Genomic DNA, 26378 nt, shown 5'->3' on the forward strand with positions numbered 1-26378 from the left:
TGGGGCATCGGGCCGTCAGCGGCCGAGCACACCAGGATGGCGCCGTCCATCTGGGCAGCGCCGGTGATCATGTTCTTCACATAGTCGGCGTGGCCGGGGCAGTCCACGTGAGCGTAGTGGCGGTTGGCCGTTTCGTACTCGACGTGCGCGGTGTTGATCGTGATACCACGGGCCTTTTCTTCGGGCGCCGCGTCGATCTGGTCGTAAGCCTTGGCTTCGCCACCGAACTTGGCCGACAGAACGGTTGCGATCGCAGCCGTCAGCGTCGTCTTGCCGTGGTCAACGTGACCGATCGTGCCCACGTTCACGTGCGGCTTGGTGCGGGTGAATTTACCTTTTGCCATTTTTCAATCCTTGAAAGAGCATTCCCGTGTATTGGTTTTATGTCTGCACCCGATTGCTGGTTCGCCTCGCACGGGAACGCGGCGGCACCGGATCGCAGACAACGAGGGCCGCGCACCGCGCAGCCCTGCATTCTTCAAAAACTTACTTGGCGCGAGCAGCCACGATGGCTTCGGCAACGTTACGGGGAGCTTCAGCGTAGTGCTTGAACTCCATCGTGTACGTGGCACGGCCTTGCGACATCGAACGCAGCGTGGTCGAGTAGCCGAACATTTCCGACAGCGGCACTTCGGCCTTGATGGACTTGCCGCCACCGATCATGTCGTCCATGCCCTGCACCATGCCGCGGCGTGAGGACAGGTCGCCCATCACGTTGCCGGCGTAGTCTTCGGGCGTTTCGACTTCCACAGCCATCATCGGCTCCAGGATCACGGGGTTGGCCTTGCGGGCACCTTCCTTGAAACCGAAGATCGCGGCCATCTTGAACGCCATTTCGTTCGAGTCCACGTCGTGGTACGAGCCGAAGTGCAGCGTGACCTTGACGTCCACGACGGGGTAGCCCGCCAGCACGCCTTGCGTCAGCGCTTCCACAACGCCCTTTTCCACCGCGGGGATGTATTCGCGAGGAACCACACCGCCCTTGATGGCGTCGACGAACTCGAAGCCCTTGCCTGCTTCCTGCGGCTCGAGCTTCAGAATGACGTGGCCGTACTGACCCTTGCCGCCCGACTGGCGAACGAACTTGCCTTCGGCATCTTCGACGGTCTTGCGGATCGTCTCGCGGTAAGCAACCTGGGGCTTGCCCACGTTGGCTTCCACGCCGAATTCACGCTTCATGCGGTCCACGATGATTTCAAGGTGGAGCTCGCCCATGCCGGCGATGATGGTCTGGCCCGATTCTTCGTCGGTCTTGACGCGGAACGACGGATCTTCCTGAGCGAGACGCTGCAGGGCGATGCCCATCTTTTCCTGGTCGGCCTTGGTCTTGGGCTCAACGGCCTGCGAGATCACCGATTCCGGGAACACCATGCGCTCGAGCGTCACGACGGCTGCCGGGTCGCACAGGGTTTCGCCCGTGGTGACTTCCTTCAGGCCCACGCAGGCGGCAATGTCGCCGGCGCGGATTTCGTTGACTTCTTCGCGGTTGTTCGCGTGCATCTGCACGATACGGCCGATACGCTCCTTCTTGCCGCGCACCGGGTTGTAGACGCTGTCGCCCTTGGTCAGCACGCCCGAGTAGACGCGCACGAAGGTCAACTGGCCCACGAACGGGTCGGTCATCAGCTTGAATGCGAGCGCCGAGAACTTCTCGTTGTCGTCAGCCTTGCGGGTGACGGGGGCTTCGTCTTCGTCGGTGCCGGTGACCGGGGGAATGTCGGTCGGTGCGGGCATGTATTCGACGACGGCGTCGAGCATGGCCTGCACACCCTTGTTCTTGAAGGCCGAGCCGCACAGCATCGGCTGGATTTCGCCGGCGATGGTGCGCTGGCGGATGGCCTTCTTGATTTCTTCCTCGGACAGCTCGCCGCCTTCGAGGTACTTGTTCATCAGCTCTTCGCTGGCTTCAGCGGCAGCTTCGACCAGCTTTTCGCGGTATTCGGCGCAGACGGCGGCCAGGTTCGCGGGGATTTCACCGTAGGTGAAGGTCACGCCCTTGTCTTCGTCCCAGATGATCGCCTTCATCTTCACGAGGTCGACGATGCCCTGGAAGTGCTCTTCTGCACCGATCGGGATCTGGATCACGACGGGGTTGGCCTTCAGGCGGTCCACCATCATCTGGCGCACGCGCAGGAAGTCGGCGCCGGTGCGGTCCATCTTGTTGACGAACGCGAGACGCGGAACCTTGTACTTGTTGGCCTGGCGCCAGACGGTTTCGGACTGGGGCTGCACGCCGCCGACCGCGTCGTACACCATGACAGCACCGTCCAGCACGCGCATCGAGCGCTCGACTTCAATGGTGAAGTCCACGTGGCCGGGGGTGTCGATGATGTTGATGCGGTGTTCTTCGAACTTGCCAGCCATGCCCTTCCAGAAGCAGGTGGTGGCAGCCGAGGTGATCGTGATGCCACGCTCTTGCTCTTGCTCCATCCAGTCCATCGTGGCGGCACCGTCGTGCACTTCACCGATCTTGTGGTTCACACCGGTGTAGAACAGGATACGTTCGGTCGTCGTGGTCTTGCCAGCGTCGATGTGCGCGGAGATGCCGATGTTGCGGTAGCGCTCGATGGGGGTCTTGCGGGACATGATTTACTTTCGGGTTGAAATGCGTTGAGCGCTGGGCCCCGAGCATGGGCACAACGCCCGACACTCGACACCCAACGCCCAAGCGAAGTTTGATTTTTAGAAGCGGAAGTGGCTGAACGCCCGGTTGGCTTCTGCCATGCGGTGCACTTCGTCGCGCTTCTTCATGGCGCCGCCGCGGCCTTCAGTGGCTTCCATGAGTTCGTTGGCCAGGCGCAGGGCCATCGACTTTTCGCCGCGCTTGCGGGCAGCTTCCTTGATCCAGCGCATCGACAGGGCGAGGCGGCGGACAGGACGGACTTCGACCGGCACTTGGTAATTCGCACCACCGACGCGGCGCGACTTCACTTCAACCATCGGCTTCACGTTGTTGATGGCAACGGTGAAAGCTTCGAGCGGGTCCTTGTCAGGGTTCTTCTTTTCGATGAAGTCGAGCGCGCCATAAATGATGCGCTCGGCGATCGCCTTCTTGCCGCCTTCCATGATCACGTTCATGAATTTCGACAGCTCGACATTGCCGTACTTGGGATCCGGCAGGATTTCACGTTTGGGGACTTCGCGACGACGTGGCATTTTTCTAACCTCTTTGCTTCAGTTGGCACCGTTTCCGATACCGCGAGAGCCAGTCAGGACTCTCACTTACTCGACCCGGGATTGGGTCACTTCGTTCGACAAGCCCGCCAAGGCCATCGAACACCGTTTGTTTTTTGATGACAGAAAGAAGGCTTAGGCCTTCTTGGGACGCTTCGCGCCGTACTTGGAGCGCGACTGCTTGCGGTCTTTCACGCCTTGCAAGTCGAGCGAACCGCGCACGATGTGGTAGCGAACACCGGGCAAGTCCTTGACACGACCGCCGCGAACCAGCACGACGCTGTGTTCCTGCAGGTTGTGGCCTTCGCCGCCGATGTAGGAGATGACTTCGAAGCCATTGGTCAAACGGACCTTGGCAACTTTACGAAGCGCCGAGTTGGGCTTCTTTGGCGTCGTGGTGTAGACGCGGGTGCAGACACCGCGACGTTGCGGCGAGTTCTGCATGGCAGGGCTCTTCGAATTGATCTTTTCGACCGTTCGACCCTGACGCACCAGTTGATTGATGGTTGGCATGAATGAATTAGTCCCAAAACAACCCGGCTTTGGTGATCAAACCGCCCCTGGTCGTGACCCAAGGAAGCCGGGAATAACGAAAACGTGAAACCCTTCGGAAAATTCCGAAAAGCCCACGAGTATAGCAGGCAGGCTTGAAACGGCAAGGTCAGGCGCAGCCGACGCCCGCCTTGCCCCCGCCTGACTACTTGATCCAGAGACGGATGGCGTCCCAGGCGCGGCCGAAAACGCCCGCCTGCTCGACGCCTTCCAGGGCCACCAGCGGCACATCGGCCACCGGCTGGTCGTCCAGCGTCACCTTGAGGGAGCCCACGGCCTGGTACTTGGTGAACGGTGCCACCAGCGGGTCGGGGCGCGCCACCTGGGTCTTGATCTTGCTGGCCGAGCCGGCGGGAACCGCAACGACGATGGCTTCGGGACGCCCCAGCTTCAGCACGTTTTCCTTGCCCTTCCAGACCGCGGGCGTGGCGGCCGGCTGGCCGGCGTCGAACAGGCGGACGGCGTCGTAGGCCGTGTAGCCCCAGTTCAGCAGCTTCTGCGATTCATTGGCGCGCACCGTCTCGCTCGAGGCGCCCAGCACGATCGACAGCAGGCGGCGGCCGCCGGTCAGGTTCGGGAAATCGCGCTTGGCGGTGGCGATCATGCAGTAGCCGGCCGCTTCGGTGTGTCCGGTCTTCAGGCCGTCGACGGTCGGATCGCGGAACAGCAGCAGGTTGCGATTGGTGTCATTGGTCGACGGCGTGCCCGGGTAGCGGTACTTCTTGATGGCGTAGTACTTGGCTTCTTCCGGAAAGTCGCGCACCAGCCGGGTCGCCAGGATGCTCAGGTCGCGAGCCGTGGTGGTGTGGCCGGGCGCCGTGAGTCCTTCGGGGTTCTTGTAGCTGGTGTTCTTCATGCCCAGCGCCTTGGCCTGGGCGTTCATGAGTTCGACGAAATGCTCGACCGTGCCGCCGACGCCCTCGGCCAACGCCACAGTGGCGTCGTTGCCCGACTGCACGATCAGGCCCTTGATCAGGTCCTCGACAGGCACCTGCATCTTCGGATCGATGAACATGCGCGAACCCGGCATCTTCCAGGCGCGCGGGCTGACCGGGAAGGTCTGGGTCAGCGTGATCTTCTTGGCGCGCAAGGCGTCGAACACGATGTAGGCCGACATCAGTTTGGTGAGCGAGGCAGGCTCCACCGGGCTGTCGATGTCTTTCTGCGCGAGGATCTGGTTCGCGGTCACGTCCAGCAGCAGGTAGCTGCGCGCGGCGACTTCGGGCGGTGCCGGCACCTGGGCAACAGCAATCACGCCGACCGAGGCAGCGGCGGTCAGCACCAGTGCGCGGAGCGCATTGAAAAAACGATTCATGGGGAGGATGAGAAGAGACGAAAACAAGCCCGTGAGGCTTTCATTCAATGCCCGCGCGGAGGTGGCGGGCAACCAGACTTTTGAGCAGCGGCAATTGTCCGTGAAAGAAATGGCCGCCCCCGGGAATAACCGTGACAGGAAGTGACTGTGGCCGCGCCCAGTCCATCACGGCGGCGAGCGGCACGGTGTCGTCGGCTTCGCCGTGGACGACCAGCATGCGGTCGTGGGCTTCGACAGGCAGCGTGGCGACAGTATTGCGCGCGGCTGCCGTGCCGACCAGCACGATCTGCTTGATATCGCGCGTGGCCCAGAGCCGTTCGGCTGCGCCGGTCGCAACGAAGGCGCCGAACGAAAAGCCAGCGATGGCCAGGGGGCCTTCGAGCGCCAACTGGCCGACGACATTCAGCATGTCTTCCAGTTCGCCGCGCCCTTCGTCGTGCACGCCTTCGCTGGCACCAACGCCGCGAAAGTTGAAGCGCACCGTCGTCCAGCCGCACGACACGAAAGCACGCGCCAGGGTCTGCACGACCTTGTTGTCCATCGTGCCGCCGAACAGCGGGTGCGGGTGCGCGATCACGGCGATGCCACGCGGGGTGCCGGCAGGCTGGTCGCGCTGCACCTCGATCGCGCCGGCAGCGCCCTGGAGGCTGATTTTTTCGGTCTGGGAGTTCATGGCAAGGTGGGTGGGCGGGCCGGCAACGCCGGTCGGGAGCACGGTACGAGCAAAGCGTCCGGGGGAAAGTTCAGCGTCCGACGTCGGCAGGCAGCAGGAGCCGCTCGACGACTTCGCCGTTCTTCAGATGCGACTCGACGATCTCGTCGATGTCGTCGGCATCGACGAAGGTGTACCAGACGGCTTCGGGGTACACCACCGCCACCGGTCCGCCGGCGCAGCGGTCCAGGCACCCCGCCTTGTTCACCCGCACCTTGCCGGGCCCGGAAAGCCCCGCCTCCTTCACCTTTGCCTTGCAGCGATCGAAGCCTTCCTGTGCGTTGTGCATGGCACAGGAGTCCTCGCCGTTCTTGCGTTCGTTGAGGCAAAAGAAGATGTGGCGGCCGTAGTAGCCGGACGGCGCGGCAGGGGTGGGACTGGGCATCGGTCGATTTTAGTGACCGCCGTCTCGATGCCCGGGCTACGCTGCGAGCCGCCCCCGGCGCGACAGGGCCGCCACCACGTACGCCAGCACCGCGAACGGCCAGACCCATCCCAGCCACTGGGCCAGCCCGTGAAAGCGGATGAAGCGTCCCTGCTCCCAGGTGGCCAGGGTCTGCGCGAAGTAGGCGCTCTCGGGGGCCTGATTCAACAGGCTCAGCTGGAGCACGAGCCCCACCAGCAACAGGGCTGCACACAAGCGGCGCGGTGCGGCCACGAGCAGCACGCCCGCAACGAGCGCAGCCGCCATGCCGACCTGGACGGGAAGATCCAGCCACGCCCAGGCGTGGGCGGGCCCGTAGCTCAGGGCCGCCGAAAGCGCCGAAGCGGCAAAACCCGCCAGAAAGATCAGCGGGAGCAGCACCGCGCGCTGGACCACCGTGCGTGCCACCAGGTAGCCCAACAGACACGGCACCAGCGCGCCGAGCATCACGCACAGCAGCTCCACCGCCGGCACCAGCGGCTCGAGCTCGAACTGGCGCACGGGCAGCCAGTCGATGAAGGGCGTGTCGAGCAGCCACTCGGAAATCGCGACCTCCAGCCGCTCGAACACCTGGCCCAGCCCGAAGGGGACGGCGGCGGGGAAGAGCAAGGCGAACGGCCAGAGCGCCAGCAGCACGAGGGCGCCGCGCGAATCCTCGATGAACCAGTACGAGCGCGCACGGCCCCAGTGGGCCACCGCTCCCAGCCGCTCAAGCCCCACCGCCAGCACGGCACCGAGGACCGCGCCGGCCGTGTTCAGCCCCAGGTCGACATTGGAAGGAATGCGCGCGGGCAGGTAGCTTTGCAGCGTCTCCATCGCGAAGGCGATCGCCGCGCCGGCCACGGTGGCGCGCACCACCGCGCCACCGACACCGGCGGTCCGGCGCGTACGCAGCACCGCCAGGGCACACAGGAATCCGAAGGGTACGTAGCCCCCGACATTGATCGCGAAGTCGAAACCCGTCCAGTACTTGGGCCACGGCGCTGATAGATACGCCCAGGGCGCAATGCCCTGGTCGCGCCAGTCGGCGAAGGGGTAGAGGCTCGCATAGACGATCAACGCCGCATAGGCGAGCGCGAGGGGAAGCGCGGCGGACTTGTGCGGCTTCTCCACCGTGTCCATCGGGCTTAGAACGGCTTGACGACGACCAGGATCACGATGCCGAGCAGCAGCAGCACCGGCAGCTCGTTGAACCAGCGGTACCAGCGATCGTTGCGCTGGTTGCCTCCCGCCACGAAACGGCGCAGCAGCACGCCGCAGCCATGGTGATAGCCGATAGCCACCAGCACCAGTGCCAGCTTGGCGTGCATCCATCCGTTGCCCGGCCCGCGGCCGATGCCGTAGCCCAGCCAGAGCCAGAGGCCGAAGCCCAGCGCCGGAACGGCCAGGAAGGTGGTGAAGCGCAGCAGCTTGCGCGCCATGAGCAGCAGGCGCTCGCGCTCTGCGACCGACTCCGGGGGCACCATCGCCAGGTTCACGAAGATCCGCGGCAGGTAGAAAAGCCCGGCGAACCAGCTGGCGATGAAGACGATGTGGAGAGATTTGACCCAGAGCATGGCGGCAGTTTAGTGGCGCACCGCGCGGGCGCGCGGGGCCGTCACGTAACGCCCGGAAAGCCCCGGACAAAAAAAAGCCCGACGTCTTCACGTCGGGCTGGGAAGCCCTTTTGCTGTCACACATCAAGGCACCCGCTCAGGGAGGAAAAGCGGGGAGCGGCAAGCCGCCCGCTTCAGAATTTAACAAAGACGAAACAAGGTTTCAAGCGACTGAACCATTTTCTTTGCAATTCATAACTATTTATTTAGAACTTTATGGTTACGAATTTCCGTAGTTGTCAGACAACCCGTCTCGCAGGCGACAACACGGCGATTGAATGCTTCAGGCACAATTTTCGGGATTATGACGCGCCCTCATTCCCCCCTTGCCATGTTCCCCGCCGGCCGTCCGCGACGCCTGCGCCGGGACGCCTTTACCCGCAACCTGGTGCGCGAGAACACGCTGACCGTCAACGACCTGATCTATCCCGTGTTCGTGCAGGAAGGCGAGAAGCGGCGCGATGCCGTCCCTTCCATGCCCGGCGTGGAGCGCCTGAGCCTCGACCTCCTGCTGCCGGTTGCCGAACAATGCGTAGCCGCCGGCATTCCGGTGATGGCGCTGTTTCCGGTGATCGACGCAAGCCTGAAGACCCCGGCCGGCGATGAAGCGTTCAACCCCGACGGGCTGATTCCCCGCGTGGTCGCCGCCCTCAAGTCGCGCTTCCCCGAACTCGGCGTGATGACCGACGTGGCCCTGGACCCCTACACCAGCCACGGACAGGACGGCCTGCTCGACGACAGCGGCTACATCGTCAACGACACCACGGTCGAAGTGCTGGTGAAGCAGGCACTCACACAATCGCAAGCTGGCGTGGACATTGTGGCGCCCAGCGACATGATGGACGGCCGCATCGGTGCGATCCGCACCGCCCTGGAAGCCCGCGGCGACATTCACACGCGCATCATGGCCTACAGCGCCAAGTACGCCAGCGCCTTCTACGGCCCCTTCCGGGACGCCGTCGGCTCGGCCGCGACGCTCGGCAAGAGCAATAAGAAGGTCTACCAGATGGACCCCGGCAACAGCGACGAAGCGCTGCGCGAGGTGGCCCTGGACATCGCCGAAGGCGCCGACATGGTGATGGTCAAGCCTGGCATGCCGTACCTGGACATCGTGCGCCGCGTGAAGGATGAGTTCCATGTGCCGACCTTCGTCTACCAGGTGAGTGGCGAGTACGCGATGCTCAAGGCCGCCGCCCAGAACGGCTGGCTCGACCACGATGCTGTGGTGCTCGAAAGCCTGCTGGCCTTCAAGCGGGCGGGTGCCGATGGCGTACTGACCTACTTCGCGCTTGACGCTGCGCGATTGCTACAAAAACAATAGCTATCCAGGCCCACTGCACACGGGCAAGTCGGGCAGATAGACAAGAAAATCAAGGCAGGGCGATGCGCATCTTCGAAATCAACCGCTCGCAGGTCAGCGAGCATCCGGCGCTCACGCCACTGGCCGTGCCGGGTGCGTGCGCCGCCGGCGGCTATCTCTGGATTTCGCTCACGCGAGAGGAATTTCGCACCTCCCTGACCGAAGTCCAGCAGATCCTCCAGACGCTGTGCCAGACCCAGTTGGTGGACCTGCATGTGGCCGACCTGCTCAACGACCAGTTGCCCTCGCACTACGACTACACCTCGCAGTACGACGTGCTGGTGTTCCGGCGCCTTGCGACCAGCCAGGGGCAGGCGGCGCTGGGCAACGGCAAGGGCAATGGCAACGAAACCCCGCCCATCCCGACCTCCCCCAAACCCCGGGGCGGCCCGCCCGTGCTGCGCCGCGTCGACACCCGTCCGGTCGGCTTCGCGGTGTTCGACCGGGTACTGCTTTCGGTGCATCCCGAAGACGGCGCGGTGCGCGACGCCTTTGCCGCGCGGCTGCTCGCGGCCGGGTCGTCCGACGACCGCGGCGCCCCGGCGCTGGACGTGCGTGCGACCTCCACGCGCGTGCCCACGGGGCCTTCGGACCTGATGCTGCGCGTCATCAACCAGATCGTCGACGGCTACCTGGACCTGCGGCGCGAGCTCACCAAGCAGCTCGACCACTGGCAGACCGAGCTGATCGACCCGCGCAGCCGCTTCACCAACTGGGGGGCGCTGATGGAGGCACGACAGTCGCTGCACCACCTGGACGAGATCTGCGAAGACCAGCGCGCTGCCATGCAGGACTGGATCGACACGCTCGAAACCCTGCCGCCGCCCAAGGGCGAGGCCGAGCAGCGCGAGCGGGAACTGATCATGATCCGGAGCCGCGACGTGCTGGAGCACATCGAGCGGGTGGTGCACCACGTGCACCGCCTCGAGCAGAACGCCGAGACGGCTGTGCAGATGCACTTCAGCGTCCAGGGCCACCGCGCCAACGACATCATGCGTGTGCTCACGGTGCTGACCGCCATCTTCCTGCCGCTGAACCTGATCGCGGGGATCTTCGGCATGAACTTCGAGTTCATCCCGCTGGTGCACAAGGCCGACGGCTTCTGGATCGCGATGACCGCCATGCTGGTCATCGCGGTGCTGCTGGTGCTGGTCTTCTGGCGCAAGCGCTATCTCGCGCGAACGCGCTGATAACCAGCTGCTTGCCCAACGAAAAAGGCCACGCTTTCGCGTGGCCTTTGCTGAACTGCCCCGAGAGGCGGGTTCTTTTTTTTATTACTTGGCGGTTGCGCCCGTGCCTTGCTGGGCTTGAACGCGTGCGTCCATCGGATGAGCCATCGTCGAGATGACCTTGCTGTTGACGCGCGAACCCGAGGTCACGTTCTGGTCGGGAGCGTAGGAGGTACGAACGGCTTCGGCTTCCACGATCGAACGGTCCTTCGACACGGCAACCGTTTCCGGGCCGCGCGAACCGCGGGTCACGTTCTGGTTCGGAGCCGCTGCGGCGCGCACGGCTTCGGCGTTGACTTCGTCGCGGCTCTTGGTCGAGACGGCGGTGTTCACGCCTTGGTACGTTTCAGCTTGGGCGCCGGTAGCGGCCAGGAGGGTCAGAGCAGCGGCGGCGAGGATGTGCGAGGTCTTCATGTCAATTCCTTGTGTTCGTCGGATGGTTTGTCCACCAGGCTTGCTCGGGTCGCTTGCCTGTGCGGCGAGTGTCAAACGAAATTCCCTAGAGAAAACACCCGGATCAGAGACACGGTGTTTCCTCTATTGAAACAATGCGGACACAGATGCATGCACAAAGCAAAAAGGCCGGCGCCGCATGCGCGGCCCCGGCCTTTCGGAACCTGGGAGGTGTCCGGCCTAGCGGCCTGTTCGCGCCCCCTGAAACTGCGGCGGCACTTCGCTGTTCGCGAAGGCGCGGCGGTCCAGGTTCTGGTTCGGCGCGTGGGCCGCGGCAACCGCTTCCGCGTGGACCGAGGCGCGATCGAGCTGGCTGGGTCGCGTGGTCAGCGGCGAGGCCACCACGTCGCCATAAACATTGCCGCCGCGCGCGGCCGCAGCCCCTTCGGCTGCCAGTTGGACGCGGCCCCCGCCGATCTTCAGCGGCTGCACGGGCTCGAAACCCTGCGCATGCGCGCCGACGGTCGCGAGGATCGACAGGGCGGCAACGGCGATGATGTTCGGGGTGTTCATGGTTCGGCTCCTTCGGCGCGTGGAGCGAGTGTGACGCAGGTCGCCTAAGAAAAACGCCGGAGAATCGAACCACCGCGTTCCCCGAACGGAAACAATGGGCTCTTTGACATGGACAGTCTCGATCTGATCAGAACCTTCCGCGAGGTCGCCTCGCACGGCAGCTTCTCGCAGGCGGCCAAGAGGCTCGACATGTCGAAAGCCACCGTCAGCAAATACGTGGCCGAGCTCGAAACGCGCTTCGGCGTGCGGCTCCTGAACCGCTCCACCCGCTCCGTGAGCCTCACCGATGCCGGTCAGTTGCTGCTCGAGCGCAGCACCCCGGTGCTCGAAATGGTGGAACTCACCCAGGCCGAGCTGCAGGATCGCGCCAGCCAGCCCGCCGGGCGCCTCCGGATCTCGGCCCCGCACGGCATGGGCAACGGCGAATTTCCGAACCTGCTGGCCGACTTCATGCGCTATTACCCCGATGTGAGCATCAGCCTGCAGCTGACCAATCGCACGGTGGACCTCGCCGAGGAAGGCATCGATGTCGACATCCGCAGCGGCCCCGTCGAGGACGCCAACCTCATCGTGCGCAAGCTCCGCCTCATGCAGATGGTGGTCTGCGCCTCGCCGGTCTACTGGAAGAAGCACGGCAAGCCCGAGCATCCGCGCGACCTGGCCGGGCACGACGCGCTCACCCACTCCCTGCTGGGCGCCCAACCGGTGTGGCGCTTCGACGATGGCGGGGAGCCGCTGGACGTACACGTCAAGAGCCGCATGGACTGCACCGAAGGCGCGCCGCTGATCCGGGTCGCGATGCGTGGCTTCGGCGTGATCTACCTGCCCTCGATCCTCGTGCAATCGCACATCGAGCACGGTGAGCTCGTGCCGGTGCTGCAGGACTACACGCGCAAGGACATGTGGCTGTCGGCCGCCTACCTTCAGCGGCGCCACAACAGTGCCGCCCTGCGCGCGCTGCTCGACTTTCTTCAGACCCGCGTGGGCGACGCGCCGGGCCTCAAGAAGTAAGAAAGCCCGGCACCGGCCGGGCTCTTCGGCGCGGAGACGTTGCGTTCAGCCGACGTGCTTCGCAAAAAACGCCAGCGTGCGTTCGCGCGCCAGCTTGGCCGCCTCGGCGTTGTACGACCCGCGCTGGTCGCAATTGAAGCCGTGGCCGACCGGATAGACATGCACTTCCACTTCGGGATGCGCCTTCTTGAAGCTTTCGACAGTGTCCAGCGGAATCCAGTGGTCCTGGTTGCCGAAGTGCGCCAGCACCGGCACCTTGGGTTGGCGCGCGGTTTCCTCGGGCGAGGTCATGCCGCCGCCGTAGTAAGGCGCTGCCGCGGCCAGGCCCGGCAGCAGGCTCGCCGCGCGCCAGACCAGCAACCCGCCCCAGCAGTAACCCACGATGCCGACCTTGCCGGCCTTCGATGCATAGGCGATCGCCGCCTCGATGTCCTGGAGCACGCCGGGGGCGGGCAGTGCCTCGACCGCGGTCTTCAGGCCGAAGCCCTCCTTCATGTCTTCGTCGCTGTAGCCCAGCTCGACGCCGGGCTTGACGCGCTGGAAGGTCGATGGCGCGACCGCGAGATAACCCTCGGCCGCATAGCCGTCGGCCACCGAGCGAATGTGCGAGTTCACGCCGAAGATTTCCTGCACCACGACCACCGCGCCGCGCGGCTTGCCCGCGGGCTCGGCCACGTAGGCGGGAAAGCTGAAGCCGTCCTTGGCTTCGAGATCGATGAATTGACCCATGTTTGTCATGCTCCTGATGGCAATTGAATGAAGAAGAAGAACGTTGTCATCGTCACTGGCGCAGCGCCCGCTCGACGAAGTCGAGCCGGTCCTGCCCCCAGAAAATCTCGCCATCGATCACATAGCTCGGCGCGCCGAACACCTGGATGTCGATGGCCTCCTGCGTATAGGCCTCGTAGCGCTCCTGCACCGCCTGGCTTTGCGATTGCTCCGAGCGTTTCGCGGGCAGGCCGCATTCGACGACCAACGCTTCGAGCACGTTCGGATCGCCGATGTTCCGCTCCTGCACCCACACCGCGGCAAACACCGCCGAGCACATGCGCATCGCCGCCGCCGTCCCGTCGTTGATATCGACCGCGATGATGATCCGCGCCGCATCGTCGCCGGCCACCGGAAAGAACTTGGGCTTGGTGTTCATCGGCAGGCCGAGATACCGCGAGAACCGCGCCATCTCCACCAGCCGGTAGGCCTGCCGCTGCGGCGCCCGCTTGCCCAAGGGCAGTCCGCCCGACACCGGGAACACGCTCCCCATGTCGATGGGCCGCACCCGCACCGTGGCGCCCGCCGCGGCGGCGATTTCCGCGAACCGGGTATGACCCAGATAAGTCCACGGGCTCTGGGGCGCAAAGTAGTAGTCAATCGTCTTGTGCATTCAATAACCTCCGTGCTTCGCACTGCGGTGCGAGCTTGCTTGGGGCGGCCCGGCGCGGCGCTCATGCTCATGCGCCGGCCCTCGAATGATGTAATCCAAGCCGATGGTTTTAACTGACGCGCAGTTTCTCTGCAGGAGGTAGGTTTTGAATCCAGTGCTACTCATTACCGGCGGTGGGCGTGGCATCGGCGCCGCCACCGCCCTGCTCGCCGCGCAGCGCGGCTACGCGGTGGCCGTCAACTACGCCAGCAACTCGATGGCCGCCGACGAGGTGGTGCGCACCATCCGCGCCGGTGGCGGCACCGCCATTGCCGTGCAGGCCGATGTGGGCGATGAGGCCCAGGTGATCGCGATGTTCGAGAAGGTCGACGCCAAGCTCGGCCGACTCACCGCATTGGTGAACAACGCCGGCGTGGTCGACCTGCAGGCGCGCGTCGACGAAATGAGCGTCGCGCGGCTGGAACGCATGTTCCGCATCAACGTGATCGGCAGTTTTGTCTGCGCGCGCGAAGCCGTGCGCCGCATGAGCACGAAGCATGGCGGGGAAGGCGGCGCCATCGTCAACATCTCCAGCGGCGCCGCGCGCCTGGGCTCGCCGGGCCAGTACGTCGACTACGCCGCCAGCAAGGCCGCCATCGACACCCTCACCATCGGGCTGGCAAAGGAGGTGGCCGAGGAAGGCATCCGCGTCAACGCGGTGCGCCCCGGCCTCATCGACACCGAGATCCACGCTTCGGGCGGCATGCCCGACCGCGCCTTCGAACTTGCGCCTACCGTGCCGATGAAGCGCACCGGCAGCCCCGAGGAAATCGCCGGCGCCATCCTCTGGCTGCTGTCGGCCGAGGCGAGCTACACCACCATGGCCCTGCTCGACGTGACCGGAGGAAGGTAGACCCCATGAGCACCTCGATGGACCTCATCAAGCCGCTGGTCACCCTGGTGGCCATCGTCAACCCACTGGCCATCGTGCCCTTCTTCATCCACTACACGCAGGGGTATTCCGATGCGCAGCGCCGGCACACGGTGCGCATGTCGGCCTTCAGTGCGTTCGTGGTCATCGCGGTGAGCGCGCTGCTCGGGTTGCAGCTGCTGTCCTTCTTCGGCATCTCGATCGCGAGCTTCCAGGTCGGCGGCGGCCTGCTGCTGCTGATGAGTTCGCTCTCGATGCTCAACGCCAAGCCGGCCGAGAGCAAGACCAACGTCGAGGAACTGCGCGCCACCGAGGTGAAGGCCTCGATGGGCGCCTCCATCGCGGTGGTGCCGCTCACCATTCCGCTGCTGACCGGCCCGGCCACCATTTCCACCGTGGTGATCTACGCCGACAAGACGCAGCACCTGTGGGAACTCGCGGTGCTCGTGGGCTACGGCGTGGTGGTGGCGCTGGCGACCGCGCTGGCCTTCTCGCTCGCGCAGCCCATTGCGCGCGTGCTCGGCAAGACGGGCATCAACATCATGACGCGGCTGATGGGCCTCATCCTCGCGGCGCTGGCCGTCGAGGTGATGGCGGACGGACTCGGCAAGCTGTTCCCGATCCTGTCGAAAGTCGCCTGAACGCAGGGGCTCAGGCCAGCATCTTCTCGATGACCTTCCAGTGCGCCGGCTCCACCGGCGTGATCGACAGCCGGTTGCCCTTGCGCAGGATGATCAGTTCGGCCAGCTCGGGCTTGGCGCGCAACTCGGGCAGCGCCAGCAGCCGGGTCTTGCGCACCGCCTGCACATCGACCAGCAGCCAGCGCGGGTCTTCCTTCTTCGAGGCCGCGTCGTAGTAAGGCGACTTGGCATCGAACTGCGTCGGATCGGGCTTGATGCCCGAGGCCACGCGCGCGATGCCGGCGATGCCCGGCTCCGGGCAGCTCGAGTGATAGAACAGCACGCCGTCCCCCACTTTCATGCCGTCGCGCATGAAGTTGCGCGCCTGGTAGTTGCGCACGCCCGTCCACGCGACAGTGGCATCGGGCGCGGCGAGCGCATCGTCGATCGAAACCTCGTCGGGCTCGGATTTCATCAACCAGTACTGGGGCATGGCGTTCTCGCGAAGGTGAGTTTTCGCGGAATATAGCCGCTAGCCCCGTACCGGGGTGGCTGTCTATGGGGCGACGTAGTCAGAGACGACGACCCACTTCCCGTCCTTGATCTGCGACAGCCGCGACTGCTCGTTGCCCAGGCGCTTGGTGGCGGTGTAGTTGCTCTTCGGGCTGCCGAACATGTCGGGCTCGAAGGTCATGCTGTCCATCGCCTTGATGAAGCTGTCGGTCGTGAGGTTCGGGCCGGCCTTTGTCGCCGCCTTGATGAACGAATCGATGATCACGTAGCCGTACACCGAGAACACCGTCGGGTCTTCGTTGAACTTGGTCTTGTACTTGTTGGCCCAGAAGCGCAGCGGCTGCGATTGCTCGTCGGTGTAGGGGTTCTGCACCGTCATGGTGGCGTAGATGCCGTCCATCGCCTTGCCGCCCAGCTTGTGGATGAGGTCGGTGTACGCCGCGCTCGAACCGAGGAAGGTCGGGTTGAACCCCGTCTTGCGCGACTCGCCCACCGTGCCGATGGTCTCGCGGATGATCGTGCCCAGCACCACGAGGTCGCAGTTCGCCGCCTTCATCTTCGCGACCTGCGAGCTGAAGTCGGTTGCGCCGCGCTTGAACGAGGTCTTCTCGGCCAGCTCCATGCCCGCGGCCTTCAGGCCCGCTTCCGCGCCGCGCTGCACCTCGAGCCCGAACTCGTCGTCCTGGTAGATCGTGCAGACCTTCTTGGCGCCCTTGTCCTTGATCATCTTGGGCAGCGCCAGGCGGATCTGGTCGTAGTAGGTCGCCGCGAACGAGTACTTCAGCCGGTTCAGCGGCTCGTACATTTCGCGCGCCGCGGTAATCGGCATGTAGTTGACGATGTTCTTGTCGAACTGCACCGGCATCGCCGCCATGTTCTGCGCCGTGCCGATGTGCCCGGCCATGATGAAGATCTTTTCCTGGTTCACCAGCTTCTGCGCGGCCAGAACCGCCTTCTTCGGGTCGTAGCCTGAGTCCTCGACAAAGAGCTTGAGCTTGCGCCCGTTGACGTTGCCCTGCTCGTTGAGTTCGTCCACGCGCAGCTGCATGCCGTTGCGCGCCTGCTTGCCGAAGCCCGCGAGCGGACCCGACAGGTCCTGGATCGTGCCGATCCGGATCTCGTCCTTGCTCACGCCCTGTTGCTGCGCGGACGCGAGCGTCGCGGTCATCAGGCCCAGCACGGCCAAAGTCGTCACTGTTGTCACTGTCTTGGGCTTCATGCGGTTGTCTCCTCAGGTTGACACTAAAAACGTTCGCCGATCAGCGGTACATGGCCTCGATGCGCTCGGCATATTTGGTCTGCACCAGCTTGCGCTTGAGCTTCATCGTCGGCGTGAGCTCCTCGTCCTCGGCGCTCAGCTGCGTCTCGAGCAGGAAGAACTTCTTGATCTGCTCCACGCGCGCGAACTTCGCGTTGACGCGGTCGACCTCGCCCTGGATCAGGTCCAGCACCTCTTGCGCACGCGTCAGGCTCTCGTAGTTGCTGAACGGCACATCGTTGTCCTGCGCAAACTTCTCGACGTTCTCCTGATCGATCATCACGATCACCGTCAGGTAGGGTTTCTTGTCGCCGATCACCACCGCGTCGGTGACGTAGGGGCTGAACTTGAGCTCGTTCTCCAGCTCGCTCGGCGTGATGTTCTTTCCACCTGCCGTGATGATGATGTCCTTCATGCGGTCGGTGATGCGGAAATACCCTTCCGCGTCGACCAGCCCGACGTCGCCGGTGTGCAGCCAGCCGTCCGCGTCGATGGTCTCGGCCGTCTTCTCGGGCAGGTTGAGGTAACCCATGAAGACATTGGGGCCGCGCACCAGGATCTCGCTGGTCGCGGGGTCCAGGCGCACCTCGTTGTAGCTGGTGGCCGGGCCGATGGAGCCCGGGGCGATGCGCGACGGCGGCACGCCGGTGGCGGCGCCGCACGACTCGGTCATGCCCCACACCTCCAACATCGGCACGCCCAGGGCGAGGTACCAGCGCACGAGGTCGGGCGAAATCGGCGCCGCGCCGGTCACGAGGAATCGCGCCCGATGGATGCCGATGAGCTTGCGCACGTTGTTGAGCGCGAGCCAGCGCGCGATGCGGAACTTCAAGCGCAGCCCGGCGCCGATCGGCTGGCCCTGCAGCACGCGGTCGGCAATCTGCTGGCCGACGCCGATGCTCCAGCCGTAGGCGGCCTGCTGCATGCGGCTCGCCTCCTTCAGCGCGATCATCACGCCCGAATAGAACTTCTCCCACACGCGCGGCACGGCAGTGAACACCGTGGGCGAAATCTCGCGCACGTTCTCCGGCACCGTCTCGGGGTTTTCGACGAAGTTGAGGATCGAGCCGGTGTACATCGCGAAGTACTCGCCGCCCATGCGTTCGGCGATGTGGCACAGCGGCAGGAAACACATGCGCTCGTCGGTCTCGCCCTGCGCGAGCAGCGTGTTGTAGCCGCGCATGGTGTAGACCAGTCCGCGATGGCTGTGCATCGCGCCCTTGGGCTTGCCGGTGGTGCCGGAGGTGTAGACCAGGATCGCGAGGTCTTCGGCACGGCAGGCGGCGATGCGCTGTTCCAGCGCCTGCGGATTCGCCTTCAGGTGCTCGCGGCCGAGGGTGCGCAGGGCATCGAGGCTGATGACGCCGGGGTCGTCCAGGTCGCGCAGGCCCTCCATGTCGAACACGATCACCTTGCGCAGGAGCGGCAGCTGCGCGCGCACTTCCAGCGCCTTGTCGAGTTGCTCGTCGTCTTCCACGAAGAGCATGGTGGTGCGCGAGTCCTCGCAGAGGTAGGTGACCTGCGAGGCCGCATCGGTCGGGTAGATGCCGTTCGACACGCCGCCGCAACTGAGCACGGCCACATCGCACAGCACCCATTCGATGACGGTGTTGGAGAGGATCGACGCGCACTCGCCGTGCCCGAACCCCAGCGCCAGCAGCCCGCCCGCGATCTCGCGCACCGCCTCGGCGGTCTGCCGCCAGGTCCAGGTGCGCCAGATGCCGAATTCCTTCTGCCGCATCCACACCTTGTCGCCGCGCAGTTCCACGGCTTTCCAGAACACGGCCGGGATGGTGTCGCCGGGCACGACGACATCGAGCCGGGGTTGAAGATGCGCCAGGTCCCAGAGACCGGCAGGAGCGCGCAATGCGAGTGTGCTCATGGGGTCATCTCCAGTTCTTCTTCTTTTTCCAGCGCCGCTCGCCGCGCACGCCGTCGTCCTTCACGCCGAGGTAGAACTCCTTGATGTCTTCCTTCTCGCGCAGGCGGTCACAGGAATCCTCCATGACGATGCGGCCGTTTTCCAGCACGTAGCCATGGTCGGCGGCATTGAGCGCCATGTTGGCGTTCTGCTCGACCAGAAGGATCGTGGTGCCGCGCTCGCGGTTGATGCGCACGACGATCTCGAAGATCTCCTTCGTGAGCTTCGGGCTCAGGCCGAGGCTGGGTTCGTCGAGCAGGATGAGATGCGGCGCGGCCATGATGGCGCGCGAGATCGCAAGCATCTGCTGCTGCCCGCCCGAGAGCAGGCCCGCGTCCTGCGTGGCGCGCTCGCGCAGGATGGGGAAGTAGGTGTAGACGGTCTCCATGTCCCGCGCCACGCCATCGCGGTCCTTGCGGGTGTAGGCGCCCATCAGCAGGTTGTCTTTCACCGAGAGCAGCGGGAACACCTCGCGGCCTTCGGGCACGTGGCTCAGGCCCTGCTGCACGATGAAGGCCGGGTCCTTGGCGGTGATGTCCTTGCCCTGGAATTCGATGCTGCCTTTTCGGGGGTCGATGATTCCCGAGATGGTCTTCAGGATCGTTGTCTTGCCCGCGCCGTTCGATCCCAGCACCGTGGCGATCTCGCCCTGCTTGACCTTCAGGCTCACGCCGCGAATGGCCTTGATGGGGCCGTAGGCGCTTTCCACGTTGAGGAGCTGGAGAACGACGTCGGTCATGGCGTTGTCCTCCAAGCGCTTGCAGAGGGCGGGGAACGGCGTTGGGGCCCCTGCCCCGGGCGGGCCGACGTCACCGGCCCTTCGGGCTTCCCTGCGCTGCTCACGACGGGCGGGGTCTCGCCGAACTCGCTTCGCTCAAACAGCGGCGAGCCCTGATCCGCCCGTCGCTGCGCTGCTCGGCGGTGCCTCAACGGCCCGCCCGGGGCAGGGGCCCCAACGCCGTGGGTACGCACAAGGCGATCACTACACCCCGGAGCCCGGTGTGCGGTGCGGGGCGGGCGCCCCCTCTGCGCCGCCGAGGAGCGCAGCGTTTCGCGGATCAGGGCTCGCAGCTGTTTGAGCGAAGCGAGTTCTGCGAGACCCCGCGAAACGCGAGCACCGCAGGGGAGCCGCGAAGCGGCCGGCGCAGTGGGGGCGCCCGCCCCGCACCGCATACCGGGCGCCTCCCCGAAGAGAGCGAACGAGACATTCACGCCGCTACCCTCCTCAAGCTGCTCACGTCGTCCACGGTTCCGAGGTAAGCCTCAATCACTCGCTCGTCTGCCTGCACTTCGCGCGGCGTGCCGGAGGCCAGCACCTCGCCCATGTTCATTGCCAGCACGCGGTCCGATACTTTCGACACCAAAGACATGTCGTGCTCGACCATCAGCACCGACACCCCCAGCTCATGCTGGATGTCCTGGATCCAGAACGCCATGTCCGCCGTCTCTTCGACATTGAGGCCGGACGACGGCTCGTCGAGCAGCAGCAGCTTGGGCTCGGTGCACAGCGCGCGCGCCAGTTCCACCACCTTGCGAACGCCGTAGGGCAGGCCAGCCACCATCGAGTCGCGGTGATGCTGCAGATCGAGCAACTCGATCACCTGTTCCGCCTTCTCGCGCGCCGCGATCTCGGCCCGCCGCGTGGCGGGCGTGAAAAACACCTCGCTCCAGAACCCCGTCTGCCGATGCGTGTGGCGGCCGATCAGCAGGTTGTGCAGCACGGTCGCATGCTCGAAGAGCTCGATGTTCTGGAAGGTGCGCGCAATGCCCAGCGCCGCGATCGCATGCGGCGCCTGCTGGGTCAGCGCGAGCGGTCCCGACGCATCGCCGTGCCAGGTGATCTCGCCGGTGGTCGGCGTGTAGATGCGGCTGATCAGATTGAACACCGTCGTCTTGCCCGCGCCGTTCGGACCGATCAGCGTGAACACCTCGCCGCGCCGCACGTCGAAGCTCACCTTGTTGACCGCCAGCACGCCGCCGAAGCGCACGCTCAGGTCTTTGGCCGAGAGGAGGATGTCGCCGTTGCCGCTCATCTCAGCCGGTCCGATTTGGTGAAGGACTTCTGCCGCTTGAACAATCCCTTGCGGTAGAACGGGAAGAGTTGCAGGTACGTCCTGATCTTGAGCCAGCGACCATAGAGCCCCAACGGCTCGAACAGCACGAACGCGATCAGCACCACGCCGTACACCAGCCCTTGCAGCCCCGGCGCCTGGCCGATCACCGCCGGCAGCCAGTCCTTGCCCATCGAGATGAGCTGCGGCATGGCAATGAGGAAGATCGCACCGAGGAACGCGCCGTGCACCGAGCCGAGGCCGCCGATCACCACCATCAGCAGCAGGTCGATCGATTGCAGGATGCTGAACTGGTCCGGCGAAATGAAGCTCAGCTTGTGCGCATACAGCGCGCCGCCCAGCCCCGCGAGCGCGGCCGAGATCGCGAACGACATCGTCTTGTAGCGCGCGAGATGGATGCCCATGCTCTGCGCCGAGATTTCCGAATCGCGGATGGCCACGAAGGCGCGCCCCGTCGGCGAACGCAGCAGGTTCAGGATGCCCAGCGTGCTCAGCACCGCCACCACCAGGCACAGGAAATAGAAGCCGTCGCCCGAGCCCAGCGACCAGCCGAAGAGCTGCGGCGCCTTCACATGCAGCCCCGCGTTGCCGCCGGTGACGCTCTCCCAGCGCGCAAACACTTCCTCGACGATGAAGCCGAACGACAGCGTCGCGATACCGAGGTAGATGCCCTTCACGCGCAGCGCCGGCAAGGCGACCACCACGCCCACCGCCGCTGACAACGCCGCAGCCGCGAGCAGCGCAATCGGAAACGGCACACCGAGATTCGTCAGCACGCCCTGCGTATAGGCCCCCGCACCGAGAAACGCCGCATGCCCGATGGAGAACTGCCCCGTGAAGCCCGCGAGCAGCATCAGCCCCAGGCCGACGATGCCGTAGATCAACACGAAGGTCAGTTGCGCGAGCCAGTACTCCTCGATCAACCACGGCGCGGCGACGAGGAACGCGACGAGCAGGCCATACCAGAACACATGCCCGCCGTGCCGGGCGAGGCGGATGTCCTGGTCGTAGCTGGTCTTGAAGATGTAGCGCATGGAGACTTACACCTTCTTGCGCAGCTTTTCGCCGAAGAGGCCGTTGGGCTTGATCATGAGCATCAGCAGCACCACGATGTAGGGCGCCGTGTCCTTGAAGCCATCGGGCAGATAGAACCCGGCGAACGATTCGACGATGCCGATCACCAGCCCGCCCACGATCGCGCCCGGCAGGCTGCCGAAGCCGCCCACCACCGCCGCCGGAAAAGCCTTCAGCCCGATGAAGCCCATGTTCGCGTGCACGAAGGTGATGGGCGCGAGCAGCATGCCGGCAATGGCCGCGACCGCTGCTGCCAGCCCCCACACCAACCCGTTGAGCCGCTTCACCGGAATGCCCATGTAGTAGGCCGCGAGCTGGTTCTGCGACGAGGCCTGCATCGCGATGCCCAGCTTGCTGTAGCGGAACATCGCGAACAGCAGGCCGCACAGGATGGCCGTGGCCACGATGATCGCGAGCTGCTCCAGGTTGACCACGAGCTCGCCCAGCTTCCAGATCTGGTCCTTGTAGGGCACGGGCAGCGTGTGGGTCTCGGTGCCGATGCCCGGCACCATGGTGATGAGGCCGCGCGCCACGTAGGCGATGCCGATGGTCAGCATCACGATGGAGAACTGCGGCTGCCCGAGGATCGGCCGGATCACCGCCAACTCCAGCAACACGCCGAAGGCCGCCATCGCCACCACCGCGAGGATCGCCGCAAGCCAGAACGGCATGCCGAAGAGCGACATGCCGGCAAACGCACCGAAGGCGCCGAGCATCATCAGGTCGCCCTGGGCGAAGCTCACGGTTTCGGTCGCCTTGTAGATCAGCACGAACCCGAGCGCGATCAGCCCATAGATGCAGCCTTGCGCAATGCCCGACAGCAGGAGTTGGAGGATCTGCATGGGCCTCTTCTTTCGCCTACTGCCGAAAGCCGCCGGCCGCGTCGTGCAGCGCGAGGCGGCGCGAACCCGCCAGGATGTCGCTGGGCTTCAAGCCGTAGACCTGGCGGATCGAGTGGCTGAAGTGCGTGGAGTCGGGGTAGCCGGTGTCCAGCGCGATGTCGGTCAGCGTGGTGGTCTGGCGCACGTAGCGCAGCAAGCTGCGCGCGCGCTTCCAGGCCCGGAACGCGCGAAAGGCCATGCCGGTTTCCTGCTTGAAGAGATGCAGGAAGCGCGAGAACGACAGGTGCACCGAGGCTGCGCAGTCTTCGGCCGACGTGGGCGCGGCCGGATCGGCCACCAGCGCGTCGATGACCTTGCGGATGCGCGCATCGATCGCGCGGGGCGCAAGCGCGGCGCCGAAGAACAGCGCATCGAAATCGAAGCCGTCGAAGTCCGTGCCCCGGCCCGAGGCGGCGAGCAGGTGCGCATGGGCATCGCGCACGCGCTGCACGAAGGCAGGCGCATCGACCGGACCGCAGTGCTGCATGAAGACGGGCATGCGCGCGGGATCGACGGATTCCGATTCGATCAGCAGGTTGAAGATGAGCGGATGCTGGCTCTCGACACGGTGCGGCACCTGCGGCGGCACCACGATGAGTTCGCCCGTCTGCCAGGCGCCGCCACCGATGCGGATGCGGATCGGCGGCACGCCCGCGGGCGACACGTACACGCCGTGCCCGCCCATCGTGCGCTCGGCCGCCGCACCGAGCAGGCCGGCGTAGAACACGCGCTGCGGCGTGAGCCACATGAGGCGTTCGCCCTGCCGTGCGTCACCGTTTTCCGGGGGCGCATTACTCGCTCGCTGCATGGTGTTTGTCTCCTGCATCGGGTCTGGCCTGCCCTGCGGTGGGCAGCTTCGTGTTGGCTGGATCGTAGCGGCGCAACCCTGTTGCGCGGCATGCATTTGCGCGGGGACTTTCCCTAGTCTGATGAAAGCGCGCGATGCAACTCGGTGGCGCAAAGCGCAACGGCGGTGTTGGCCTCGTCGAGCACCTTGCCCATGGTGATGAAGCCGTGGATCTGGCGCTCGAAGCACACACAGTCCGCGCGGTTGCCGGCGGCGGTAAGCGCCTCTGCATACGCGAGCCCCTCGTCGCGCAGCGGGTCGTAGCCGGCGGTGATCACCAGCGCGGGCGGCAGCTTCGAGAGATCGGTGTGCAGCAGCGGCGAAGCGCGCCAGTCGAGGTCGTGCTTCGCATCGGTGATGTAGTGGTCGTGGAAGTACGTCATCGTGTCGCTGGTGAGGAGGTACCCCTGCCCGTTCGCCTGGTGCGACGGGTGGCCGCGGCGCATGTCGGTGGCCGGGTAGATCAGCAGCTGGAAGGCGATGGGCAGGTCGCCCGCATCGCGCGCGGCTATCGCCACCACGGCTGCGAGGTTGCCTCCGGCGCTGTCGCCACCCACCGCCATGCGGTTCGCATCGAGCCCCAGCGCGCCGGCCTCGCGGCGCACCCAGCGCGTGGCGGCAAGCACGTCGTCGACGGCGGTGGGAAAGCGGTGCTCGGGCCCCATTCGGTAGTCGACCGCCACCACCGCGCAGCCCGCGCCGTTGGCCAGCTCCCGGCACAGCACATCGTGCGTGTCGAGATCGCCGATGACCCAGCCACCGCCGTGGTAGTACACCAGCACCGGCAGTGGGCCGGCACCCGAACCCAGCGGCCGGTAGAGGCGCACCGGGATGGTGCCGTGCGGACCTTCCGCAGCGAGGTCGCGCACCTCGGCCACTTCCGCGGGCAGCGGCTGCGTGGCGGCGCGGCGCTCGCGGTAGAAGGCCCGCGCATCGGCGGGCGACAGCGTGTGGGTCGGCGGGATGCCGCGTGCCTCGATGAAGTCGAGCAAGGCGCGCGCCTGGGGATGCAGCATGGTGTCTCCGGTGGATCGAGCGGGCGCCCAGTGTGGAGCGCATCGTGCATGCGTGGTATCCGCATGCACCCGCCCCCACCTCGGCCTCCCGGCAAGCCCCGCACCATGCCCGCGCCCTTGCGGCGCGGCTTGCGAAAACTGGCTACGGCTGTCGCGGGGGCTTCAAAAGAGGCTCAGCCCTTGCGTGGCTTGACGCGGGAAGCCGCTTCCTTGGCGAGCTTGCGCGCCGTGTCGGTGTCGGCCGCGTGCACCAGCGCCACGCCCATGCGCCGCTTGAGAAAGCTCTCGGGCTTGCCGAACAGGCGGATGTCGCTGCCGGGCACCTGCAGCGCCTCGGCCACGCCGTCGAAGGTGATGCCGGTGGCGTCGATGCCGCCGTAGATCACCGCGCTCGCGCCCGGGCTCTTGAGCGAGGTATCGACCGGCAGGCCGAGGATGGCGCGCGCATGCAGCTCGAACTCGTTCTGCCACTGGGTGGCCATGGTGACCATGCCGGTGTCGTGCGGACGCGGGCTCACCTCGCTGAACCAGACCTCGTCGCCCTTGACGAACAGCTCCACGCCGAAGAGGCCCTGGCCGCCGAGGTCTGCCGTGACCGCCGCTGCGATCTGCTGCGCCTTCTGCAGCGCGGCCGGCGCCATGGGGTGCGGCTGCCAGCTTTCCACGTAGTCGCCGCTCACCTGCACGTGGCCGATGGGGTCGCAGAACTTCGTTTCCACGGTGCCGGACGCGTCCTTGGCGCGCACGGTCAAGAGCGTGATCTCGTAGTCGAAGTCGATGAAACCCTCGACGATCACCCGGCCATGGCTCACGCGGCCGCCGGCCATGGCGTAGTCCCAGGCCTTCTGCACGTCGGCGGGGCCGTCGATCTTGCTCTGGCCCTTGCCGGAGCTGCTCATCACGGGCTTGACGATGCAGGGGTAGCCGATGCCGCCGTCGATGGCGGCCTGCAGCTCGGCCAGCGAGTCGCAGAACTTGTAGGGGCTGGTGGGCACGCCCAGCGTCTCGGCGGCCAGGCGGCGGATGCCTTCGCGGTCCATCGTGAGGCGAGCGGCGCGGGCCGTGGGAATGACGCGCACGACGCCCGCGTCTTCCAGCTGCTGGAGCATCGGCGTGGCGATGGCTTCGATCTCGGGCACCACGAGCATGGGCTTTTCGGCTTCGATCAGCGCCTTGAGCTGCTCGGGGTCGCTCATGGTGATGGTGCGCGCATGGTGGGCCACCTGCTGGCCGGGCGCGTTCTCGTAGCGATCCACCGCGATGGTCTCGACACCGAGGCGCTGCAGGGCGATCAGCACCTCCTTGCCGAGTTCGCCGGAGCCGAGCAGCATCACGCGGGTGGCGGAGGGGGAAAGAGGGGTGCCGAGGGTGGTCATGGTCGAAGTCGAAAAGAGAGAAGAAAAAGCAACCGCCGCACTGTAAGCCACCGGTGGCCCCCGGTGTCGCGTGCGGGAACGGCGGCCCTGCGAGGCTGCTTCACAATCGATGTCCTCTGTCGCGGCGGTGGCCCAGGCGTCCCGCCCGCTCCCCCCTTTCCCAGTTTTTGT

General features: G+C 65.4%; 28 protein-coding genes. 5 read left to right on the forward strand and 23 right to left on the reverse strand.

Translation table 11 applies throughout. From position 1 onward, the window contains the following. The 9 genes from J2W23_RS27810 to J2W23_RS27850 all read right to left on the reverse strand — a co-directional run. A partial coding sequence (locus tag J2W23_RS27810; protein ID WP_307651057.1) for a GTP-binding protein occupies nucleotides 1-344 on the reverse strand: 344 nt, incomplete at its 3' end. A gap of 142 nt (nucleotides 345-486) precedes the next feature. Further along, nucleotides 487-2586 carry an elongation factor G gene (gene fusA, locus J2W23_RS27815; RefSeq protein ID WP_307651058.1) on the reverse strand — a complete coding sequence of 700 codons (2100 nt, stop codon included), beginning with the start codon at nucleotides 2584-2586 and terminating at the stop codon, nucleotides 487-489. A gap of 96 nt (nucleotides 2587-2682) precedes the next feature. Further along, nucleotides 2683-3156 (reverse strand): 30S ribosomal protein S7, encoded by a 474-nt coding sequence (gene rpsG, locus J2W23_RS27820; protein ID WP_013543947.1) that lies wholly within the window; start codon nucleotides 3154-3156, stop codon nucleotides 2683-2685. A 153-nt stretch (nucleotides 3157-3309) separates the two neighbouring features. Further along, nucleotides 3310-3687, reverse strand: coding sequence for a 30S ribosomal protein S12 (rpsL, locus tag J2W23_RS27825; protein WP_013543948.1), 378 nt, complete (start codon nucleotides 3685-3687; stop codon nucleotides 3310-3312). Between the two features lie 184 nt (nucleotides 3688-3871). Further along, entirely contained in the window at nucleotides 3872-5041 is a 1170-nt protein-coding gene (locus J2W23_RS27830; protein WP_176661868.1) for a D-alanyl-D-alanine carboxypeptidase family protein, read from the reverse strand. A 40-nt stretch (nucleotides 5042-5081) separates the two neighbouring features. Then, nucleotides 5082-5714 (reverse strand): alpha/beta hydrolase, encoded by a 633-nt coding sequence (locus tag J2W23_RS27835; protein ID WP_176661867.1) that lies wholly within the window; start codon nucleotides 5712-5714, stop codon nucleotides 5082-5084. 70 nt (nucleotides 5715-5784) lie between these two features. Continuing rightward, a complete protein-coding gene (locus tag J2W23_RS27840; RefSeq protein ID WP_307651059.1) occupies nucleotides 5785-6138 on the reverse strand; it encodes a (2Fe-2S) ferredoxin domain-containing protein in 354 nt (117 codons plus the stop codon). A 36-nt stretch (nucleotides 6139-6174) separates the two neighbouring features. Continuing rightward, nucleotides 6175-7299: a VanZ family protein gene (locus J2W23_RS27845; RefSeq protein ID WP_176661865.1), complete on the reverse strand. Its 1125-nt coding sequence runs from the start codon at nucleotides 7297-7299 to the stop codon at nucleotides 6175-6177. 5 nt (nucleotides 7300-7304) lie between these two features. After that, nucleotides 7305-7733, reverse strand: coding sequence for a CopD family protein (locus tag J2W23_RS27850; protein ID WP_176661864.1), 429 nt, complete (start codon nucleotides 7731-7733; stop codon nucleotides 7305-7307). Between the two features lie 370 nt (nucleotides 7734-8103). Here J2W23_RS27850 and hemB point away from each other — a divergent pair, with 370 nt between their 5' ends. Beyond that, the gene (gene hemB, locus J2W23_RS27855) at nucleotides 8104-9093 is read left to right on the forward strand and encodes a porphobilinogen synthase (protein ID WP_307651060.1); all 990 of its coding nucleotides are present in this window, start codon (nucleotides 8104-8106) and stop codon (nucleotides 9091-9093) included. A 62-nt stretch (nucleotides 9094-9155) separates the two neighbouring features. Further along, nucleotides 9156-10322, forward strand: a complete 1167-nt coding sequence (locus J2W23_RS27860) for a magnesium transporter CorA family protein (protein WP_307651061.1) — start codon at nucleotides 9156-9158, stop codon at nucleotides 10320-10322. Between the two features lie 84 nt (nucleotides 10323-10406). On the opposite strand, the gene J2W23_RS27865 is transcribed toward J2W23_RS27860, so the two are convergent. Together J2W23_RS27865 and J2W23_RS27870 are read right to left on the reverse strand one after the other, a co-directional pair. Further along, a complete protein-coding gene (locus tag J2W23_RS27865) occupies nucleotides 10407-10775 on the reverse strand; it encodes a DUF4148 domain-containing protein (protein ID WP_176661861.1) in 369 nt (122 codons plus the stop codon). 219 nt (nucleotides 10776-10994) lie between these two features. Continuing rightward, complete coding sequence (locus J2W23_RS27870) at nucleotides 10995-11327, reverse strand: alpha/beta hydrolase (protein WP_176661860.1); 333 nt, start codon at nucleotides 11325-11327, stop codon at nucleotides 10995-10997. A 108-nt stretch (nucleotides 11328-11435) separates the two neighbouring features. On the opposite strand from J2W23_RS27870, the gene J2W23_RS27875 reads away from it, so the two are divergent. Further along, nucleotides 11436-12338 carry a LysR family transcriptional regulator gene (locus tag J2W23_RS27875; RefSeq protein ID WP_176661859.1) on the forward strand — a complete coding sequence of 301 codons (903 nt, stop codon included), beginning with the start codon at nucleotides 11436-11438 and terminating at the stop codon, nucleotides 12336-12338. Nucleotides 12339-12383: 45 nt separating this feature from the next. Here J2W23_RS27875 and J2W23_RS27880 read toward each other — a convergent pair whose 3' ends face one another. Further along, entirely contained in the window at nucleotides 12384-13067 is a 684-nt protein-coding gene (locus J2W23_RS27880; protein ID WP_176661858.1) for a dienelactone hydrolase family protein, read from the reverse strand. Nucleotides 13068-13119: 52 nt separating this feature from the next. After that, nucleotides 13120-13719: a 2-hydroxychromene-2-carboxylate isomerase gene (locus tag J2W23_RS27885; protein ID WP_176661857.1), complete on the reverse strand. Its 600-nt coding sequence runs from the start codon at nucleotides 13717-13719 to the stop codon at nucleotides 13120-13122. A 145-nt stretch (nucleotides 13720-13864) separates the two neighbouring features. On the opposite strand from J2W23_RS27885, the gene J2W23_RS27890 reads away from it, so the two are divergent. Together J2W23_RS27890 and J2W23_RS27895 are read left to right on the forward strand one after the other, a co-directional pair. Then, nucleotides 13865-14611: an SDR family oxidoreductase gene (locus J2W23_RS27890; RefSeq protein WP_176661856.1), complete on the forward strand. Its 747-nt coding sequence runs from the start codon at nucleotides 13865-13867 to the stop codon at nucleotides 14609-14611. 5 nt (nucleotides 14612-14616) lie between these two features. Then, nucleotides 14617-15270, forward strand: coding sequence for a MarC family protein (locus J2W23_RS27895; RefSeq protein WP_307651062.1), 654 nt, complete (start codon nucleotides 14617-14619; stop codon nucleotides 15268-15270). Nucleotides 15271-15280: 10 nt separating this feature from the next. Here the strand turns inward: J2W23_RS27895 and J2W23_RS27900 are convergent, their stop codons facing one another. The 10 genes from J2W23_RS27900 to purT all read right to left on the reverse strand — a co-directional run bounded on the left by J2W23_RS27900 (nucleotide 15281) and on the right by purT (nucleotide 26207). Further along, nucleotides 15281-15742: an EVE domain-containing protein gene (locus J2W23_RS27900; RefSeq protein WP_307611733.1), complete on the reverse strand. Its 462-nt coding sequence runs from the start codon at nucleotides 15740-15742 to the stop codon at nucleotides 15281-15283. Nucleotides 15743-15805: 63 nt separating this feature from the next. Further along, on the reverse strand, nucleotides 15806-16981 hold the full coding sequence (locus J2W23_RS27905; RefSeq protein WP_307651063.1) for an ABC transporter substrate-binding protein: 1176 nt from the start codon (nucleotides 16979-16981) through the stop codon (nucleotides 15806-15808). Nucleotides 16982-17021: 40 nt separating this feature from the next. Continuing rightward, nucleotides 17022-18902 (reverse strand): AMP-dependent synthetase/ligase, encoded by a 1881-nt coding sequence (locus tag J2W23_RS27910; RefSeq protein ID WP_307651064.1) that lies wholly within the window; start codon nucleotides 18900-18902, stop codon nucleotides 17022-17024. A gap of 4 nt (nucleotides 18903-18906) precedes the next feature. Next, nucleotides 18907-19680, reverse strand: a complete 774-nt coding sequence (locus J2W23_RS27915; RefSeq protein WP_176661852.1) for an ABC transporter ATP-binding protein — start codon at nucleotides 19678-19680, stop codon at nucleotides 18907-18909. A gap of 469 nt (nucleotides 19681-20149) precedes the next feature. Beyond that, nucleotides 20150-20974, reverse strand: a complete 825-nt coding sequence (locus J2W23_RS27920; RefSeq protein WP_307651065.1) for an ABC transporter ATP-binding protein — start codon at nucleotides 20972-20974, stop codon at nucleotides 20150-20152. Then, nucleotides 20971-22047: a branched-chain amino acid ABC transporter permease gene (locus tag J2W23_RS27925; RefSeq protein ID WP_307651066.1), complete on the reverse strand. Its 1077-nt coding sequence runs from the start codon at nucleotides 22045-22047 to the stop codon at nucleotides 20971-20973. The genes J2W23_RS27920 and J2W23_RS27925 overlap by 4 nt, the downstream gene beginning before the upstream one ends. A gap of 6 nt (nucleotides 22048-22053) precedes the next feature. Next, nucleotides 22054-22929, reverse strand: a complete 876-nt coding sequence (locus J2W23_RS27930) for a branched-chain amino acid ABC transporter permease (RefSeq protein ID WP_176661849.1) — start codon at nucleotides 22927-22929, stop codon at nucleotides 22054-22056. 16 nt (nucleotides 22930-22945) lie between these two features. Continuing rightward, nucleotides 22946-23776 (reverse strand): helix-turn-helix domain-containing protein, encoded by an 831-nt coding sequence (locus tag J2W23_RS27935; RefSeq protein WP_307651067.1) that lies wholly within the window; start codon nucleotides 23774-23776, stop codon nucleotides 22946-22948. A 113-nt stretch (nucleotides 23777-23889) separates the two neighbouring features. After that, nucleotides 23890-24831 carry an alpha/beta hydrolase gene (locus J2W23_RS27940; RefSeq protein WP_176661847.1) on the reverse strand — a complete coding sequence of 314 codons (942 nt, stop codon included), beginning with the start codon at nucleotides 24829-24831 and terminating at the stop codon, nucleotides 23890-23892. 173 nt (nucleotides 24832-25004) lie between these two features. Beyond that, a complete protein-coding gene (gene purT / locus J2W23_RS27945) occupies nucleotides 25005-26207 on the reverse strand; it encodes a formate-dependent phosphoribosylglycinamide formyltransferase (protein ID WP_307651068.1) in 1203 nt (400 codons plus the stop codon). Nucleotides 26208-26378 lie beyond the last annotated feature (171 nt).

This window comes from Variovorax boronicumulans, assembly GCF_030812215.1.
Taxonomy (GTDB): domain Bacteria; phylum Pseudomonadota; class Gammaproteobacteria; order Burkholderiales; family Burkholderiaceae_C; genus Variovorax; species Variovorax boronicumulans_C.